14 protein-coding genes are annotated in these 18,094 nt (G+C 72.8%); 10 read left to right on the forward strand and 4 right to left on the reverse strand.

The features are described from left to right. The first annotated feature begins 40 nt into the window (after positions 1-40). From secD to ABT014_RS12015, 5 genes are all read left to right on the forward strand, one after another. Complete coding sequence (secD, locus tag ABT014_RS11995) at positions 41-1,840, forward strand: protein translocase subunit SecD (protein ID WP_350638563.1); 1,800 nt, start codon at positions 41-43, stop codon at positions 1,838-1,840. 4 nt (positions 1,841-1,844) lie between these two features. Next, on the forward strand, positions 1,845-2,960 hold the full coding sequence (gene secF / locus ABT014_RS12000) for a protein translocase subunit SecF (protein WP_350638564.1): 1,116 nt from the start codon (positions 1,845-1,847) through the stop codon (positions 2,958-2,960). A gap of 23 nt (positions 2,961-2,983) precedes the next feature. Continuing rightward, positions 2,984-3,535, forward strand: coding sequence for an adenine phosphoribosyltransferase (locus ABT014_RS12005; protein ID WP_350638565.1), 552 nt, complete (start codon positions 2,984-2,986; stop codon positions 3,533-3,535). Positions 3,536-3,704: 169 nt separating this feature from the next. Next, complete coding sequence (locus ABT014_RS12010; protein ID WP_502894947.1) at positions 3,705-6,101, forward strand: RelA/SpoT family protein; 2,397 nt, start codon at positions 3,705-3,707, stop codon at positions 6,099-6,101. Between the two features lie 108 nt (positions 6,102-6,209). Then, positions 6,210-7,046 (forward strand): hypothetical protein, encoded by an 837-nt coding sequence (locus tag ABT014_RS12015; protein WP_350638566.1) that lies wholly within the window; start codon positions 6,210-6,212, stop codon positions 7,044-7,046. Positions 7,047-7,140: 94 nt separating this feature from the next. Here the strand turns inward: ABT014_RS12015 and ABT014_RS12020 are convergent, their stop codons facing one another. Further along, the gene (locus ABT014_RS12020) at positions 7,141-8,370 is read right to left on the reverse strand and encodes a DUF349 domain-containing protein (RefSeq protein ID WP_350638567.1); all 1,230 of its coding nucleotides are present in this window, start codon (positions 8,368-8,370) and stop codon (positions 7,141-7,143) included. 264 nt (positions 8,371-8,634) lie between these two features. Further along, positions 8,635-9,426: a peptidylprolyl isomerase gene (locus ABT014_RS12025; RefSeq protein WP_350638568.1), complete on the reverse strand. Its 792-nt coding sequence runs from the start codon at positions 9,424-9,426 to the stop codon at positions 8,635-8,637. A gap of 258 nt (positions 9,427-9,684) precedes the next feature. Between ABT014_RS12025 and ABT014_RS12030 the strand changes: the two genes are divergently transcribed. The 4 genes from ABT014_RS12030 (at position 9,685) to ABT014_RS12045 (ending at position 14,085) form a co-directional block, all read left to right on the forward strand. Further along, positions 9,685-10,392, forward strand: a complete 708-nt coding sequence (locus ABT014_RS12030) for an MBL fold metallo-hydrolase (RefSeq protein ID WP_350638569.1) — start codon at positions 9,685-9,687, stop codon at positions 10,390-10,392. Positions 10,393-10,403: 11 nt separating this feature from the next. Next, positions 10,404-11,669 carry a histidine--tRNA ligase gene (gene hisS / locus ABT014_RS12035; RefSeq protein WP_350638570.1) on the forward strand — a complete coding sequence of 422 codons (1,266 nt, stop codon included), beginning with the start codon at positions 10,404-10,406 and terminating at the stop codon, positions 11,667-11,669. After that, positions 11,666-13,465 (forward strand): aspartate--tRNA ligase, encoded by a 1,800-nt coding sequence (aspS, locus tag ABT014_RS12040; protein WP_350638571.1) that lies wholly within the window; start codon positions 11,666-11,668, stop codon positions 13,463-13,465. The genes hisS and aspS overlap by 4 nt, the downstream gene beginning before the upstream one ends. A 113-nt stretch (positions 13,466-13,578) precedes the next feature. Further along, positions 13,579-14,085 carry a GNAT family N-acetyltransferase gene (locus ABT014_RS12045; RefSeq protein ID WP_350638572.1) on the forward strand — a complete coding sequence of 169 codons (507 nt, stop codon included), beginning with the start codon at positions 13,579-13,581 and terminating at the stop codon, positions 14,083-14,085. Here the strand turns inward: ABT014_RS12045 and ABT014_RS12050 are convergent. Beyond that, positions 14,058-15,098, reverse strand: coding sequence for a LysR family transcriptional regulator (locus tag ABT014_RS12050; protein ID WP_350638573.1), 1,041 nt, complete (start codon positions 15,096-15,098; stop codon positions 14,058-14,060). The genes ABT014_RS12045 and ABT014_RS12050 overlap by 28 nt on opposite strands. Positions 15,099-15,348: 250 nt before the next feature. Here ABT014_RS12050 and ppk2 point away from each other — a divergent pair, with 250 nt between their 5' ends. Beyond that, the gene (ppk2, locus tag ABT014_RS12055; protein WP_350638574.1) at positions 15,349-16,164 is read left to right on the forward strand and encodes a polyphosphate kinase 2; all 816 of its coding nucleotides are present in this window, start codon (positions 15,349-15,351) and stop codon (positions 16,162-16,164) included. Positions 16,165-16,194: 30 nt separating this feature from the next. Here the strand turns inward: ppk2 and ABT014_RS12060 are convergent, their stop codons facing one another. Further along, positions 16,195-18,069 carry a tetratricopeptide repeat protein gene (locus tag ABT014_RS12060; RefSeq protein ID WP_350638575.1) on the reverse strand — a complete coding sequence of 625 codons (1,875 nt, stop codon included), beginning with the start codon at positions 18,067-18,069 and terminating at the stop codon, positions 16,195-16,197. Positions 18,070-18,094: the final 25 nt, after the last annotated feature.

An 18,094-nucleotide genomic window follows, 5' to 3' on the forward strand; every position in this document is an offset into this window, starting at 1 on the left:
GCGGTGCCCGCGGCGGCATGGACAGGGAGAAACGAGCAAGGTGGCAACACCAAAGTCGCGCCCGCGCGACGGTTACCCGGGACGGGCGCTGGCCCTCATCCTGGTGGCGACCGTCGGACTGGTCGCCCTCATGTTCGGGACCGGTCACAAGACCCCGCGTCTCGGAATCGACCTCGCCGGTGGCACCAGCATCACGCTGACCGCTACGTCGAAGGATCCCGCCGCGATCAACAAGTCCAACATGGACATCGCGGTCGGCATCATTCAGCAGCGCGTCAACGGCATGGGTGTCTCCGAGGCGGAGGTGCAGACCCAGGGCGACAAGAACATCATCGTCAACATCCCGGACGGTGGTGACCAGCAGACCGCGATCAAGCAGGTCGGCGACACCGCGAAGCTCTACTTCCGCCCCGTGCTGACCTACGCGCCCAGCGGCCAGCCGGCCGCCGACCCCTCGGCCTCGCCGAGCGCCTCGGCCTCCGGCAGCGGCTCGCCGAGCCCGGCCCCGAGCGGCTCGGCCACCGGTGCCGCCGCCACCAAGCCGAGCACCGGCGCCAGCGCCTCGGCCAGCGCCAGCAAGGCCGGCCGCGCCGTCAGCGGTGCCCTGCAGGCCGATCCGACCGCTTCGGGTGCCGCCTCCCCGAGCGCCGCCGCCTCCCCGGGCGCGCCGGTCGACCCGGGCACCGCCCCGGACCCGGCCGCCGACCCGGCCATCGCGGCGCTGCAGCAGCAGTTCACCGCGCTGGACTGCTCGGACCCCAAGCAGCGCAAGGACCTCCAGACCGACCCGACCAAGCCGACCGTCGCCTGCTCGCTCAAGCAGGAGGACACCGGCGTCAAGGGCCAGCAGAGCTGGAACAAGTTCATCCTCGGCCCGGTCGCCATCAACGGCGCCGACGTGGCCAAGGCCTCCGCGGGCTTCGACACCCAGCAGGCGGCCGGCTGGCAGGTCCAGCTGTCCTTCACCGACGCCGGCTCCAAGGCCTTCGCCGCCGTCACCGGTCAGCTCGCCACCCAGCAGTCCCCGGCGAACCAGTTCGCCATCGTGCTGGACGGCCAGGTGGTGTCCCACCCGTACGTCAGCCAGTCGATCACCGGCGGCAACGCGGTCATCTCCGGCAACTTCGGCCAGGAGGAGGCCAAGGGCCTCGCCAACGTGCTGAGCTTCGGCGCCCTGCCGCTCGACTTCACCAAGAGCGACGTCACCACCGTCTCCCCGCAGCTCGGCGGCGAGCAGCTGAAGGCCGGCCTGATCGCCGGTCTGATCGGCATGGTCCTGGTGGTCATCTACTCGCTGATCTACTACCGCGGCCTCGGCCTGGTCTCGATCGCGGGTCTGCTGGTCTCCGCCGCGCTGACCTACACGATCATGTCGCTGCTCGGCGGCACCATCGGCTTCGCGCTCAACCTGCCCGCGGTCTGCGGTGCGATCGTCGCGATCGGTATCACCGCGGACTCCTTCATCGTGTACTTCGAGCGGATCCGCGACGAGGTCCGCGACGGCGCCCCGCTGCGCCCGGCCGTGCAGCGCGCCTGGCCGCGGGCCCGGCGCACCATCCTGGTCTCGGACTTCGTGTCCTTCCTGTGTGCCGCCGTGCTGTACCTGGTCTCGGTCGGCAAGGTGCAGGGCTTCGCCTTCACCCTGGGCCTGACCACGCTGCTCGACGTCGTGGTGATCTTCCTGTTCACCAAGCCGCTGATCACCCTGCTGGCCCGCACCAAGTTCTTCTCCAGCGGCCACAAGTGGTCCGGCCTGGACCCGAAGCGGCTGGGCGCGCGCCCGCCGATCCGGAGCAGCCGCCGTCGTGGCCCCGCCACCAGCGCCCCCAAGGAGGCCTGACGCCATGTCGCGCTTCGGCAACATCGGCCACCGCCTCTACCAGGGCGAGATCAGCTTCGACTTCGTCGGCCGCCGCAAGCTCTGGTACTCGATCTCCGGCGTGATCGTCCTGGTCGCGGCCATCGGTCTGGCCATGGGGCTGCACCTGGGCATCGAGTTCAAGGGCGGCTCGGTCTACACCGTCAACAAGCCGGGCCTGTCGGTCTCGCAGGCCCAGGACGTGGCCAACAAGATCACCCACGATTCGACCGCGCTGGTGCAGTCGACCGACAAGGGTGACATCCGGATCCAGGTCAGCTCCGCCTCCGAGGTGGACGCCACGACCTTCACCGACCAGCTCTCCAAGGAGCTGTCGATCCCGGCCAACGAGGTCAACGCCCAGGTGATCGGTCCCAGCTGGGGCCACGAGATCTCCCAGAAGGCGCTGCTCGGCCTGGTGATCTTCATGGTGCTGGTCACCATCTACCTGGCCGTCGCCTTCGAGTGGCGGATGGCGCTGGCCGCCCTGGTCGCCCTGATCCACGACCTCCTGATCACCATCGGCGTGTACGCCCTGGTGGGCTTCGAGGTCACCCCGGGTACCGTGATCGGCTTCCTCACCATCCTCGGTTACTCGCTCTACGACACCGTGGTCGTCTTCGACACGGTGAAGGAGAACACCAAGGGCATCACCAAGCAGAACAAGCGCACCTACAGCGAGGCCGCCAACCTGGGCCTGAACCAGACCCTGGTGCGGTCGATCAACACCACCGTGGTGGCGCTGCTCCCGGTCGCCGCGCTGCTGTTCATCGGTGGCGGCATCCTCGGGGCCGGCACGCTGAACGACATCTCGCTGGCCCTGTTCATCGGTCTCGCGGCCGGTGCCTACTCCTCCATCTGCGTCGCCACCCCGCTGCTGGCGCAGCTCAAGGAGCTGACGCCGGAGATGAAGGACCTCACCAAGCGGGTCGCGGCCCGCCGGGCCGCCGACGCCAAGGCCGCCACCGAGCGGGAGGCCGAGCCGACCGACGGCGACGAGAGCGGCGAGGACGGTTCCGAGCCGGCGGCGGGTATGGTTGGTCAGCGCAACCAGCCGGTCGGCCGGGCCCGCGGCAAGGGCCGCCCCTCCGGCAAGCACTGAGCCCGTACTCCGTAAGGACCCCCGTGACCTCCCCTGACCCCGTCCTCGCCGAGCTGCTCGCCAGCCGGATCCGGGACGTACCGGACTACCCGAAGCCCGGCGTGCTGTTCAAGGACATCGCGCCGCTGCTGGCCGACGCCGAGGCCTTCGCGGCCCTCACCCAGGCGCTGGCCGACCGGGCGAAGGCGCTCGGTGCGACGAAGGTGGTCGGTCTGGAGGCGCGGGGGTTCGTGCTGGCCGCCCCGGCGGCCTTCGCGGCCGGGCTCGGCTTCGTGCCGATCCGCAAGGCGGGCAAGCTGCCCGGCGAGGTGTTCCGCAAGTCCTACGACCTGGAGTACGGCTCGGCCACCCTCGAGGTGCAGTGCGACGCCTTCGCCCCGGGCGAGAAGGTCCTGGTGGTGGACGACGTGCTGGCCACCGGCGGCACCATCGGTGCCTCGGTGGACCTGGTCCGCCAGGCCGGCGTGGAGCTGGTGGGCGTGGTGGTGCTGATGGAGCTGAGCTTCCTGCCCGGCCGGGAGCGGCTGCTGCCGCACCTCGGTGGCGCTCCGCTGGAGACCCTGGTCACCGTCTGAGACCGCGGTTCCGACCGCTGTCCCGCAGGGGGCGCACGGCATCTGCCGTGCGCCCCCTGCGGCGTTCCCGGCCGGGCGGCCGAACGCCCGGCCTGCACTCTCGGTACCATGAAGGTTCACCCCTGCCCACTTGTGCGAGGGGCAGGCCCCGCGCCCCCGAGGAGTGTCCTTGCCCGACGAGGTTGTGCCCACGGCTGAGCAGACCCGGCCCGCGCCCTCCGGTACGGCCCCGGTGCGCCCCGGGCCGCCCGCCGCGCCCCGGCCGTCCTCCGGCGGCATGCGCGCCCGCCTGGCCCGCCTCGGCGGCCAGCGCAGCTCCACGGTCAACCCGGTGCTGGAGCCGCTGTTCCGCACCATCCGGGCCCAGGACCCGAAGGCCGACCCGGCGCTGCTCAAGGACATCGAGAACGCCTACGCGGTCGCCGAGAAGTGGCACCGCGGCCAGAAGCGCAAGAGCGGCGACCCGTACATCACCCATCCGCTGGCCGTCGCCACCATCCTGGCCGAGCTGGGCATGGATGCCCCGACCCTGATGGCCGGGCTGCTGCACGACACCGTCGAGGACACCGACTACGGCCTGGAGACGCTGCGCCGTGACTTCGGCGACTCGGTCGCGCTGCTGGTCGACGGGGTCACCAAGCTGGACCGGGTGAAGTTCGGCGAGGCCGCGCAGGCGGAGACCGTCCGCAAGATGGTCGTCGCGATGGCCAAGGACCCGCGGGTCCTGGTGATCAAGCTCGCCGACCGGCTGCACAACATGCGCACCATGCGGTACCTCAAGCGGGAGAAGCAGGAGAAGAAGGCCCGCGAGACGCTGGAGATCTACGCCCCGCTGGCGCACCGGCTGGGCATGAACACCATCAAGTGGGAGCTGGAGGACCTCGCCTTCGCGATCCTCTACCCCAAGATGTACGACGAGATCGTCCGCCTGGTGGCCGAGCGCGCCCCCAAGCGCGACGAGTACCTGGCGACCGTGATCGACCAGGTCCAGGGCGACCTGCGCGGTGCGCGGATCACGGCCTCGGTGACCGGGCGGCCCAAGCACTACTACTCGGTCTACCAGAAGATGATCGTCCGCGGCCGCGACTTCGCCGAGATCTACGACCTGGTGGGCATCCGGGTCCTGGTCGACACCGTCCGCGACTGCTACGCGGCGCTGGGCACGATCCACGCGCGATGGAACCCGGTCCCCGGCCGGTTCAAGGACTACATCGCGATGCCCAAGTTCAACATGTACCAGTCGCTGCACACCACCGTGATCGGCCCCGGCGGCAAGCCCGTCGAGCTGCAGATCCGCACCTTCGACATGCACCGCCGGGCCGAGTACGGCATCGCGGCGCACTGGAAGTACAAGCAGCGCGCGGTGGCCGGCACCTCCAAGGTCCGCACCGACACCCCCCGCCAGGAGCGCAAGCAGGACAAGGCCGACGCCGTCAACGAGATGGCCTGGCTGCGCCAGCTGCTGGACTGGCAGAAGGAGACCGAGGACCCGAGCGAGTTCCTCGAGTCGCTGCGCTTCGACCTCTCCAACAACGAGGTCTTCGTCTTCACGCCCAAGGGCGACGTGATAGCGCTGCCGGCCAGCTCCACCCCGGTGGACTTCGCCTTCGCGGTGCACACCGAGGTCGGCTACCGCTGCATAGGGGCGCGGGTCAACGGCCGCCTGGTGCCGCTGGAGTCCACCCTGGAGAACGGCGACACGGTCGAGGTCTTCACCTCCAAGGCGGAGAACGCCGGCCCCTCGCGAGACTGGCTGACCTTCGTCAAGTCCCCACGCGCCCGCAACAAGATCCGGGCCTGGTTCTCCAAGGAGCGCCGCGAGGAGGCGATCGAGCAGGGCAAGGAGGCCATCGCCCGGGCGATGCGCAAGCAGGGCCTGCCGATCCAGCGGATCCTGACCGGCGACTCCCTGGTCACCCTGGCGCACGAGATGCGCTACCCGGACATCTCCTCGCTGTACGCCGCGATCGGCGAGGGCCACGTCACCGCGCAGTCGATCGTCCAGAAGCTGGTGCAGGCGCTCGGCGGCGAGGAGGGCGCGGTCGAGGACCTCGCCGAGACCGCCACCCCGACCCACCAGAGCCGGGCGGTGCGCCGCCGGGCCAAGGGCGACCCGGGCGTGATCGTCAAGGGCGTCGAGGACGTCTGGGTCAAGCTCTCGCGCTGCTGCACGCCGGTGCCGGGCGACCCGATCGTCGGCTTCATCACCCGGGGCAACGGGGTCTCGGTGCACCGGGCGGACTGCGTCAACGTGGAGTCCCTGACCCAGCAGCCGGAGCGGATGATCGAGGTCGAGTGGGCCGCCACCCAGTCCTCGGTCTTCCTGGTGGCCATCCAGGTCGAGGCGCTGGACCGCTCGCGGCTGCTCTCGGACGTCACCCGGGTGCTCTCCGACCAGCACGTCAACATCCTCTCGGCGGCGGTGCAGACCTCCCGGGACCGGGTGGCGATGAGCCGCTTCACCTTCGAGATGGGCGACCCGAAGCACCTGGGCCACGTCCTGAAGGCGGTCCGCGGGGTCGAGGGCGTCTACGACGTCTACCGGGTCACCTCGGCCCGCAAGTAGTCCGCCGGCCCGGGGGCCCCGCGTCCGCTGCGGATGCGGGGCCCGCCCGGGCGGCACAGAATGTCACCGTCCGATGCGGTGCTGATGTGTCGAGTCGCGGAGGCCGCCATGCGTGGCAGGCAGATGGTCGTGGCGGTGCTGGTGGGAGCCGGGCTGACGGCGGGCGCCGGCGGGTGCGCGAGCGGTGGGAGCGGCTCCCAGGGAGCCGACCCCGCCCCGGCCGCGACCCCCTCCGGATCGGCCGCCACCGGCGCGTCCGGCTCCCCGGCCACCCCGGCCGCCTCCCCGAACGGCGTCGAGGCGCTGGAACCGCGCGAGATCGTCGAGCGGTCCGCGCAGGCCCTGCGGGACGGCCGCAGCGTCCGGGTCACCGGCGACGTGGACGCCAGCGGCGAGGGCATCAGCATCGACCTCGCGCTGGACGCCGACGCCAACTGCGCCGGCACCATGAACATGGCCGGGCAGGGCGGCTTCCGCCTGGTCAAGGTCGGCCAACAGCTGTGGATCAAGCCGGACGCCGCGTTCCTGGCGGCGAACGCCGGCCCTGCGGTGGCCAAGCTGATCGGCGACAAGTACCTCAGGACCACGGTCGACAACCAGGACTTCGCGGAGGTCGGCGCGCTCTGCAACCTCAACTCGATCGTCGACCTGATCAGCACCCACAACGGCCCGCTCAGCGCGGGCACCCGCGGCACGGTCGAGGGCGCCCAGGTGGTCTCGGTGATGACCACCCAGGACGGCGGGCCGGGCACGCTCTACGTGTCGGTGGAGGGCCGCCCGTACCCCGTCCGGCTGGAGAAGGTCGCGGGGGAGGAGGCCGGACGGCTCGACTTCAAGGACTTCGGCGCCCAGGTGGCCGCCACCCCGCCCGCGCCCGAGCAGACCCTCGACCTCGACGAGCTGCAGCGCGAGTCCGGCGCCACCGGGCCCACCACCACCGTCTGAGCCCCCGCCCCCGGCCCCCGGAACGGGGCAGGGCCCCCTCGAAGCCGAGGGGGCCCTGCTGCATCCGCGCACGGAAGCTACGGAAGCAACGGGATCAGCCGCTGAACTCCTGGAGGCTCTTCAGCGCCTGGTCCAGCAGGGCCTGGCGGCCCGCCAGCTCGCCCTCGAGCTTGGCGACCCGGCCTGCGTTGCCGGCCGCGCGGGCCTTGTCCAGGTCGGCCTGGAGCTTGTCCACGGCCTGCTGGAGCAGCCCGGTCATGCCGGCCGCCCGGGCCTTGGCCTCCGGGTTGGAGCGCTGCCACTCGGCGTCCTCCGCCTCGCGGACGGCCCGCTCGACGGTGTTCAGCCGGGCGTCCAGCTTCGGCCGGGCGTCGCGCGGCACGTGGCCGACGGCCTCCCAGCGCTCGTTGACCTCGCGCAGCGCGGCCTTGGCGGCCTTGAGGTCGGTGATCGGCAGGATCGCCTCCGCCTCGACCAGCAGGGCCTCCTTCAGCTTCTGGTTCTCGCCCTGCTCGGCGTCACGCTCGCTGAAGGTGGCCGAACGGGCCTGGAAGAAGACGTCCTGCGCGCCCCGGAACCGGGCCCACAGCTCCTCCTCCGCGTCCCGCTGGGCGCGCCCGGCGGCCTTCCACCGGGTCATCAGCTCGCGGTACGCGGCGGCGGTCGCGCCCCACTCGGTGGAGCCGGACAGCGCCTCCGCCTCGGCGACCAGCTTCTCCTTCTCCGCACGCGCCTGGTCCCGCTCCGTGTCCAGCGCGGCGAAGTGCGCCTTGCGGTGCTTGGAGAAGACCGAGCGGGCGTGCGAGAAGCGGTGCCACAGCTCGTCGTCGCTCTTGCGGTCGAGCCGCGGCAGCGCCTTCCAGCTGTCCACCAGCGCACGCAGCCGGTCGCCCGCCTCGCGCCACTGGGTGGACTCGGCCAGCTGCTCGGCCTCGGCGACCAGCGCCTCCTTGGCGGTGCGGGTCTCGTCCTGGGCCTTGGCCCGGGCGGCGCGGCGCTCGGTCTGCCGGGTCTCGATCTCGCCGGCCAGGGTGTCGAGCCGCTTGGCCAGCGCGTCCAGGTCCCCGACCGCGTGCGCCTCGACCACCTGTGCGCGCAGGTGGTCGAGGGCCACCTGCGCCTCCTTCGCGGCCAGGTCGGTCTTGCGGACGCGGTGCTCCAGCAGGCCGATCTCGGCCTCCAGGCCCTGGTACTTCCGCTCGAAGTAGGCGAGGGCCTCCTCCGGGGAACCGGCCTGCCAGGAGCCGACGGCGCGTTCGCCGTCCGCGGTCCTGACGTACACGGTCCCCTGCTCGTCGACACGGCCCCACGGGTCGCTGCTCACAGCGCCTCCTCCACATGACGCCGCGGGCCCGCGGGTGCGGGGCGCGTGCGTCGTCCACAGTTGATGTGCGGCGGCCCGATGCAGGTCCGCCGTCCGAGCCGTCCGTTGTTTGCGCCGAGGGTGACGGCCGACGGTCAGGGCACCCTATACAACAGCAACATAGGCGACCAGCGCCGGTGCTGTCCGCATCCCCGCCCGGGTGATTTCCGGCGGCGCCGCGTCCCCTTGCGTGGTACGCGGCGCCCGGCCCGGACGCCCGGCAGGTCAGCCCTTGGCCACGGTGACCTTGTCGAGCACGACGTTCGCCGCCGGGGCGCCGTCGCCGCCACCGCCCTGGACACCGCCGGTGGCGATGTTCTGCAGCACGTCGAGGCCGCCGGTGATCTTGCCGAACGGGGTGTAGCTCGGCGGCAGCTGGGTGTCCTTGTAGACCAGGAAGAACTGGCTGCCGTTGGTGCCCGGGCCGGCGTTGGCCATCGCCAGGGTGCCGGCCGGGTAGGTGGCGCCGGTCAGGTTCTCGTCCGGGAACTGGTAACCGGGGCCGCCCGAGCCGGTGCCGGTCGGGTCACCGCACTGCAGGACGTAGATGCCCTCGGTGGTCAGGCGGTGGCACTTCACGTGGTCGAAGTACTGCTCGCCGGCCAGGAAGGCGAAGGAGTTGACCGTGTGGGGCGCCTTGGCGGCGTCCAGCGAGACGGTCACCGGGCCGCAGCTGGTGGTCAGGGTCGCGGTGTAGGCGGCCTTGGTGTCGAGCGTCATCGCCGGCTCGGTCTTCCACTGCTTGCCGTTCGGCTGGCCGTCGGCCGGCGGGTTGCAGCCCTTGACCTGGGTGACCGGCGCGGTCGGGGCCGCCTGCGGGGTCTTGGCCTTGGCGTCGGAGTCGAAGACCCCGCCGGCCCAGGCGCCGCCGGCGGCGACCACCACGACCGCGAGCGCGGCCCCGATGATCGCGTTGCGCTGCTTGCGGCGCTTGTGGGCCTGCGCCCGACGCTCCGCCTGACGCTCGTACTTCTCGCGGGCGAGCTGCCGCCGTCGCTGTTCGTTGCTGCTGGCCACCGGGCGGGTCTCCTACGTGTGCGCTGGACGTCTGGGAAAGTGTCGATGCGGATCATCGCACCCGTCGGCGGCCAAGTGTAAGGACCCTGTGCGTAAGTTCGAGGTCAAGCGGGCCCGGCCGCGGGCCGCGGGCGGCCGGGCGGGGCGCGCCGCGACGCCCGGGAACCGGTTCGCCCGCGGCGGTGTCGCGCCGGTAGGCTCTGGTGTGACCAGGCGGTGACTCCAGCGGACCCGCCCCCCGACCGTGGAGGACTCGCGTTGTTCGTCGCCGGATTTCCCGCCGGGGCCTGGGGCACCAACTGCTACCTGGTCGCGCCGGCCGCCGGCGAGGAGTGCGTGATCGTCGACCCGGGGCACGAGGCCACCGACGGCGTCGAGGAGCTGATCCGCGAGCACCGGTTGAAGCCGGTCGCGGTGGTACTGACCCACGGCCACATCGATCACATCGCCTCCGTGGTGCCGGTCTGCGGCGCCCGCGGCGTGCCCGCCTGGATCCACCCCGAGGACCGCTACATGATGGCCGACCCGGAGCGCGCGCTCGGCCGCTCGCTCGGGCAGCAGCTGATGGGCAGCCTCACCGTCGGCGAGCCGGACGACGTCCGGGAACTCACCGACGGCAGCGTGCTGGAGCTGGCCGGCCTGCGGCTCACGGTCGACCACGCGCCGGGCCATACCAAGGGGTCGGTGACCTTCAGGACGCCCGCGAGCGACGACATCCCCCCGGTGTTGTTCTCCGGCGACCTGCTCTTCGCCGGCTCCATCGGGCGTACCGACCTCCCGGGCGGGGACGGCGAAGCGATCCTGCGCTCGCTGGCCCGGGTGTGCCTGCCCCTCGACGACGCCACCGTGGTCCTCTCCGGCCACGGCTCCCAGACCACCATCGGCCGTGAGCGCGCCACCAACCCCTACCTCAAGCAGGCGGCGGGAGCGCTCGACGCTCCGGCCTTCCCGCGACGAGGAATGTGACGGAAGAGAAGTTGAGCACCTTCACCGCCCCCAAGGGCACCTACGACCTGCTGCCGACGACGAACTCCGCGGTCTACCTGGCGATCCGCGACCGGCTCTCGGCCCCGCTGCGCCGGGCCGGCTACGGCTACGTCGAGACGCCGGTCTTCGAGGATCTGGGGCTGTTCTCCCGCGGCGTCGGCGAGTCCACGGACATCGTCACCAAGGAGATGTTCACCCTCACCAAGCGCGGCAGCGAGGACCTCGCGCTGCGCCCCGAGGGCACCGCCTCGGTGGTCCGCGCCACCCTCCAGGCCAACCTGCACAAGCTGGGCAACCTGCCGGTCAAGCTCTGGTACTCGGGCAACTTCTACCGCTACGAGCGCCCCCAGGCCGGTCGCTACCGGCAGTTCTCCCAGGTCGGCGCCGAGGCGCTGGGCGCCGAGGACCCGGCGCTGGACGCCGAGATCATCATCCTCGGCGACGACGCCTTCCGCTCGCTCGGCCTGCGGAACTACTCGCTGCTGATCAACAGCCTCGGCGACCAGCAGTGCCGTCCGGTCTACCGGGCCGCACTGGTCGACTTCCTGGCCGGGCTCGACCTGGACGAGGACACCCGCCGCCGGGCCGCGATCAACCCGCTGCGGGTGCTCGACGACAAGCGCGAGTCCGTGCAGGCCCAGCTCGCCGACGCGCCGATGCTGCGCGACTACCTGTGCGAGGACTGCAAGGCGTACGACGAGAAGGTCCGCGAGCTGCTCACCGCGGCCGGCGTCGCCTTCGTGGACGACCCCAAGCTGGTCCGCGGGCTGGACTACTACACCCGCACCACCTTCGAGTTCGTGCACAACGGCCTCGCCGCCCAGTCCGCGATCGGCGGCGGCGGCCGCTACGACGGCCTGTCCGAGATGCTCGGCGGCCCGGCGCTGCCCTCGGTCGGCTGGGGCCTGGGCGTGGACCGCACCTACCTGGCGATGGAGGCCGAGGGCATCGTCCTCGACCTGCCGGCCGCCACCGAGGTGTACGCGGTCGCGCTCGGCGAGGAGGCCAAGAACGTCCTGTTCGCCAAGGTGGTGGAGCTGCGCCGGGCCGGCGTGGCCACCGACCTGGCGTTCGGCGTCAAGAGCATCAAGAACGCCATGAAGTCCGCCAACCGCTCGGGCGCCCGCTTCGCGCTGATCGCCGGCGACCGGGACCTCGCCGAAGGCGTCGTCCAGCTCAAGGACATGACCACCGGCGAGCAGGCGCCCGTCGCCCTCGAAGCACTCGTCACCACCCTGAAGGAGAAGCAGCTGTGATCCGCACGCACGACGCGGGCACGCTCCGCGCGGAGCACGCCGGCACCACCGTCATCCTGGCCGGCTGGGTCGCCCGCCGCCGTGACCACGGCGGAGTCGCGTTCATCGACCTCCGCGACGCCTCCGGCACCGTGCAGATCGTGGCCCGCGACCTGGAGGCCATCGGCAGCCTGCGCGCCGAGTACTGCGTCAAGGTCACCGGCGAGGTCCGGGTCCGCCCGGAGGGCAACGAGAACCCGGACATCGCGACCGGCGCGATCGAGGTCGTGGTGAACGAGCTGGAGGTGCTCTCCGAGGCCGCCCCGGTGCCGTTCCCGGTCGCCGAGTACGAGCCCGGCACGGTCAACGAGGAGGTGCGCCTGCGCTACCGCTACCTGGACCTCCGCCGGGAGGGCCCGGCCCGCGCGCTGCGCCTGCGCTCCAAGGTCAACCACATCATCCGCACGGTGATGGAGGAGAACGACTACCTCGACATCGAGACGCCGTACCTCACCCGCTCCACTCCCGAGGGCGCCCGCGACTTCCTGGTCCCGGTCCGCCTGCAGCCGGGCCACTGGTACGCCCTGCCGCAGTCGCCCCAGCTGTTCAAGCAGCTGCTGATGGTGGCCGGCATGGAGCGCTACTACCAGATCGCCCGCTGCTTCCGCGACGAGGACTTCCGCGCGGACCGCCAGCCGGAGTTCACCCAGCTGGACATCGAGGCCTCCTTCGTCGACCAGGAGGACATCCTGGCCCTCGGCGAGAAGATCGTCGGTGCCATCTGGCGCGAGGTGCACGGGTACGAGATCCCGAACCCGCTGCCCCGGATGACCTACGCGGACGCGATGAACCGCTACGGCTCCGACAAGCCGGACGTGCGCTTCGGCCAGGAGCTCACCGACCTGACCGAGTACTTCCGGGGCACCGAGTTCCGGGTCTTCCAGGCCCCGTACGTCGGCGCGGTCGTGATGCCCGGCGGCGCCTCCCAGCCGCGCAAGCAGCTGGACGCCTGGCAGGACTGGGCCAAGGCGCGCGGCGCCCGCGGCCTGGCGTACGTGCTGGTCGACGCCGAGACCGGCGAGCTGCGCGGCCCGGTGGCCAAGAACCTCTCCGAGGAGCACCTGGCGGGCCTCGCCGCCGCGGCCGGCGCCAAGCCGGGCGACGCGGTGTTCTTTGCGGCCGGCAAGAAGACCGCCTCGCAGGAGCTGCTCGGCGCGGCCCGGCTGGAGATCGGCCGCCGCTGCGAGCTGATCGACGCGTCGAAGTGGGCCTTCCTCTGGGTGGTCGACTTCCCGATGTTCGAGCCGATCGAGGACGACAAGGGCCAGTTCCAGGGCTGGCACGCGGTGCACCACCCGTTCACCGCGCCCACCGCCGAGTCGCTGGCGAGCTTCGACACCGACCCGGGCAGCGCCCTGTCCAACGCCTACGACCTGGTGCTGAACGGCTCCGAGCTGGGCGGCGGCTCGATCCGTATCCACCAGCGCGACGTGCAGAAGCGGGCCTTCGACGCGATCGGCCTGTCCGAGGAGGAGGCGCAGTCGCAGTTCGGCTTCCTGCTGGACGCCTTCAACTACGGCCCGCCGCCGCACGGCGGGGTCGCCTTCGGCCTGGACCGTATCGTCACCCTCCTCGGCGGGTACGACACCATCCGGGACGTCATCGCCTTCCCGAAGACCAGCACCGGCGGTGACCCGCTCACCGGTGCGCCGACCCCGATCACCCCGGCCCAGCGCCGCGAGGCCGGCGTGGACGCCCGGCCGAAGGGCGAGGAGAAGCCGGCGGCCGGCGCCGCGGAGTCCGAGGTCAAGGCCTGACACCCGGTCAGTAACACCATGCTCACGGCCCCGGCCGGGGTGAACCTCCGCAAGGTAGGCTCACCCCGCCCGGGGCCGGTGCACAACGACGTGCCACAGCAGAGGGGTCGAGGATGACCATCCGTACCAGAGTCGAGAACCCGGCGGACGCCCCCGCCACCAGACGGGTCCACATGGCCGCCTTCCCCGGCCCGGAGGAGGCGGACCTGGTGGACGCGCTGCGCCGGGACGAGGCCTGGGTGCCGGCCCTCTCGGTGGTCGCGGTGGACGAGCGTGACCTGATCATCGGGCACGTGCTGATGAGCAGGCTCCAGGTCGGCGAGGGCCGGGCGCTCTCGCTCGCCCCGGTGGCGGTCGCCCCGGAGTGGCAGCGCAAGGGGGTCGGCGACGCCCTGGTCCGGGCCGCGCTGGCCGCCGCCGAGGCGGCCGGGGAGCAGCTGGTGGTGGTGCTCGGCGACCCCGACTACTACGGCAGGTTCGGCTTCGAGCCGGCCTCCCGGCACCAGGTGACCGGGCCGTTCGAGGCGCCCGACGCCTACTTCCAGGTGCTGCGGTTGGGCGGCTACGACGGCAGCACCCAGGGCGTCTGCCGCTACCCGGCGCCGTTCGCTGCGGTCTGAGCGGCCTGCTGAGCGGACTGTTGAGCGGCCTGCCGGGCGGTCCGGGCGGGCGGAGCGGTCCGGCCGGTCCGGCGCTGCGCGGGCACCGAGTCCCGCCCCGGCGGCGGTGTGATCCCCGCCCCGACCCGGACGGTCTCCCGGCAGCTGCGGATGAAGGCGGCCATCGCCGGGGTGAGCGGCTGGTCCAGCGGCCAGTACAGGCCGACCCGGCTGGCGGCGAGCCCGCGGACCGGCCGGTAGACCACCCCGGGCCGGGAGGCCAGCCGGCTCATCGTCGCCGGCGCGAAGCCGATGCCCTGGCCGCAGGCCACCGCGGTCAGCCACTCGTCCGCGTTGTGCGCGACCGCGCCGATCCGGGCCGGCCGGCCGCCGCGCTCCTCGGCCGCCAGCCAGAAGTCCCGCCAGGTGCCGGCCTCCCGGGGGATGGCGACGAAGTCCTCGTCCAGCAGCTCGGCGAGGTCCAGCAGCTCCCGGCCGGCCAGCCGGTGCCCGGCCGGCAGCACCGCGCAGCGCTCCTCCACCCCCAGCTCGGCGTGGTTGTACTCGTCCGCCATCGACTCAGGCGCGTGCCACAGCGCCAGGTCGATCTCGCCCGACGCCAGTCCGGAGGTGGGGTCGAACCAGTTGTTCTGGCGCATCTGGACCTGCCAGCCGGGCATCCGGCGGGTGAAGTCCTCGACCGTGGCGCGGTCGACCACGTTGATGGTGCTGCCCTCGAAGCCGACCCGCAGGGTGCCCGCCGCCCGGGTGGCCGCCTGACGGGTGGCCCGCAGGGCCTCCTCCCAGCCGGCCAGCAGCGCCGCCGACCGGGCGGCCAGCGCGTCGCCGGCCGGGGTGGGTGCCATCCCCTCCCGGGAGCGTTCGAAGAGCAGGACCCCGAGCTGCGCCTCCAGCTGCCGGATCTGCTTGGTCAGGGTCGGCTGGCTCACGGACAGCCGCGCGGCCGCCCCGGTCAGCTGCCCGTCCTCGTAGACCGCGGCGAAGTAGCGCAGCAGGCGGGTGTCGATGTCCATGCCGCAAGGTTATGAGTCGGGTAATTTGCCCCGCGGGCGGGGTCCGGGGGACAGTTGATCACTCGTCGGGCGGCCCCCGGCGCCGGCAGCGCAGGGGACTGCCGGACCGGGCCGCCCGATCGGCGTTTCCGGACCTGCCGCGGTCCGGGCCCCGCGTCCGTTCGCCACCTCCCGGGCCGCGCCGAACTGCGCGCCGGTCCGATCGCCCGTAGCGTGAGTGACCGTCAGCTGAACGCGAGCGGAGGTCAGGGTGGCGGGGAAGCAAAAGGATCGTCTGCCGAGGAAGCCCTACGAGGCCGAGCTGCTGCGCCTGCAGTACGAGCTGGTGAAGCTCCAGGAGTGGGTGCGCAGCGAGGGCGTCCGGCTGGTGGTGGTCTTCGAGGGGCGGGACGCGGCCGGCAAGGGCGGCGCGATCAAGCGGGTGACCGAGTACCTCAACCCGCGGCTGGCCCGGGTCGCCGCGCTCCCGGCACCCACCGAGCGCCAGCGCGGCCAGTGGTACTTCCAGCGCTACGTCGAGCAGCTGCCGGCGGCGGGCGAGATCGTGCTGTTCGACCGCAGCTGGTACAACCGGGCCGGCGTGGAGAAGGTGATGGGCTTCTGCACCCCGGCGGAGTACCAGCAGTTCCTGCGGCAGTGCCCGACCTTCGAGCGGATGCTGATCGAGGCCGGGATCCAGCTGCGCAAGTACTGGTTCTCGGTGAGCGACGTGGAGCAGGAGCGGCGCTTCCGGGACCGGATGGAGGACCCGATGCGGCAGTGGAAGCTGTCGCCGATGGACGTCGAGTCGATCACCCGCTGGGAGGACTACTCGCGGGCCAAGGACGAGATGTTCGTCCACACGGACATCCCCGAGGCGCCGTGGAACGTGGTGGAGAGCGACGACAAGCGGCGCTCCCGGATCAACATGATCGCCCACCTGCTCGGCTCCGTCCCGTACCGGGAGGTGCGCCGGCCGGAGGTCCAACTGCCGCCCCGCCCGCGGCCGCAGGGCTACCAGCGGCCGCCGCGGGACCTGCAGAAGTACGTGCCGGACCACGCGGCGGCACTGGAGCGGCGGGGCTAGGCCGCCTCTTCCAGGCTCGGCCGGGGCTCGTCAGGGGCTCGTCGGGGGCCGGTCGCGGCGGCGGAACCAGCGGCGCCCGGGGCGCTCCGGCCGCTCGGCCCGGCGTCGGCCGTCGGTCGGGTGGTCGGGGCCGGTGGCGGCGAGCTCCCGGCGGGCGGCGGCGGTGACCTCCGGGGGCAGTCCGGGCATCGCCAGGGTCAGCCGGCAGAGCGAGTCGAGGACGGTGACGGCGCGGGTGCGGCGGGCCCGGACGGCGTCCAGCATCCGCCCGGCCACCAGTTCGGCGGCGTCCCGGCGGGCGCCGGGGTCGGTCCAGGCGACCGCGACCAGGGCGAGCGCGGCCGTCTCGGTGACCCAGTCCTCGGGGCCGTGGAGCAGGTCGGCCAGCACCCGGCGGCGGTCCGAGCCGGCCCAGGGCTGGTCGGTGCGGTGGTGGGTGAGCCCGAGGCAGGCGAAGGTCTGCGTGGCCCGGACCCACAGGTCGGGCCAGCGGTCGGCGAGCCGGCGGCCGGTCGCGTCCTCGCCGGGCGCGGGCGGGTGGACGAGGCAGCCCAGCAGGTCCTCCAGCGGCAGCGAGGACAGGGCCACGGCGTGGTCGTAGGCGGCCGGCAGGTGCGGCCAGGACAGGTCGGCCACCGAGCGCAGCAGCTCGGCCGCCTCGGCGGACGGGGGTGGCACGGCGGGCCGGGCCTCGGTGCCCTCGTAGTGCCAGAGCCGGACGCCGACCGGGCGCAGCGGCTCGCGCAGGTCCGGCTCGGGCACGGCCCGGATGCTCACCCGGGACCCGGGCAGGGTGGCGCGGAAGAGGGCCAGCGCGCTCGGCGGCTCCGGGGCGGAGAGCGTGCAGGCGCCGGCGGTCGAGCCCTCCTGTTCGAGTACCTGGTGCAGCACGCCGATGATCGCCTCGGAGGCGGAGGCGACGTGCCGCAGCCAGGGGCGGCCCTCGCTGCACCGGGCCAGCACGGTGGAGGCGTAGCCGTGGTCGGGGTGGTCGCGCAGGTGGTCGGCGAGCGCGGCCAGGTGGGTGCCGTCCTGGTCGAGGGCGAACCGCACGCCGTGCAGGGCGGGTCCGGCCTGCGGGTGGTCCGGGTCGGCGGCGAGTGCCCGTTCGATCCAGCTCAGGCCCTCGGCGGGGCGGCCCAGGGTGGCGTACAGCTCGCCGACGTCCACGTGCAGCGAGAGGTCCGACGGCTCCTCGCGCAGCTCCCGCTCCCAGACGGTGAGTGCCTCCTCGGGCCGCCCGGCCGAGCGCAGCGCGAAGCCGAGCATCACCGCGCCGCTGTGCGAGGGCGCGGCGGCGAGCGACTCGCGGGCCCAGCGGACGGCGGTGGTGTGGTCGCCGTACCGGCGGGCCAGGCCGGAGGCCATGGTGAGCAGGCCGGGGTGCTCGGGGGAGCGGGCCACGCAGCCGCGGACCAGGTCGTAGAACGGGCGCAGCCGCTCGGCCGCCGCGGTGGGCAGCGGGTCCGGCAGGCCGCCGCCGACCACCCGGGCGATCGCCCGCAGGGCCGCCTCGGGGCCGATCCGGGCAGGCAGCTCGGGGTGGCCGAGCCAGGCGACCGAGGCCCACGGGCGGTCGGGCTCCTCGCGCAGGACGTGCGAGAGCAGCCCGACCGCCTCCTCCCAGTGGCCGGCCGCCGCGGCGAGCGAGGCGCGGCAGCCGACCTCGCCGATGGTGGGCTGCTCCAGCGGGAAGCAGTCCAGCGCGGCCGCCGGGCCGCCGGCGCGGACGGCCAGTTCGGCGAGCGCCTCGTGGACCTCGGGGAGGGCCGGGTCCAGCGCGGCGGCGTTGGCCAGGTGGCCGGCCGCGTGCGTCAGGTCCCGGTCGGCGAGGGCGAGCCGGGCCAGCGCCACCTCCCCCTCGGCGGCCAGCCTCCCGTCGCCGTGCTCGTCTGCGTGCGTCACTGCGGTCCTTCCCCCCGGTGCGATG

It is taken from the genome of Kitasatospora sp. NPDC094015, from assembly GCF_040304075.1.
Taxonomy (GTDB): domain Bacteria; phylum Actinomycetota; class Actinomycetes; order Streptomycetales; family Streptomycetaceae; genus Kitasatospora.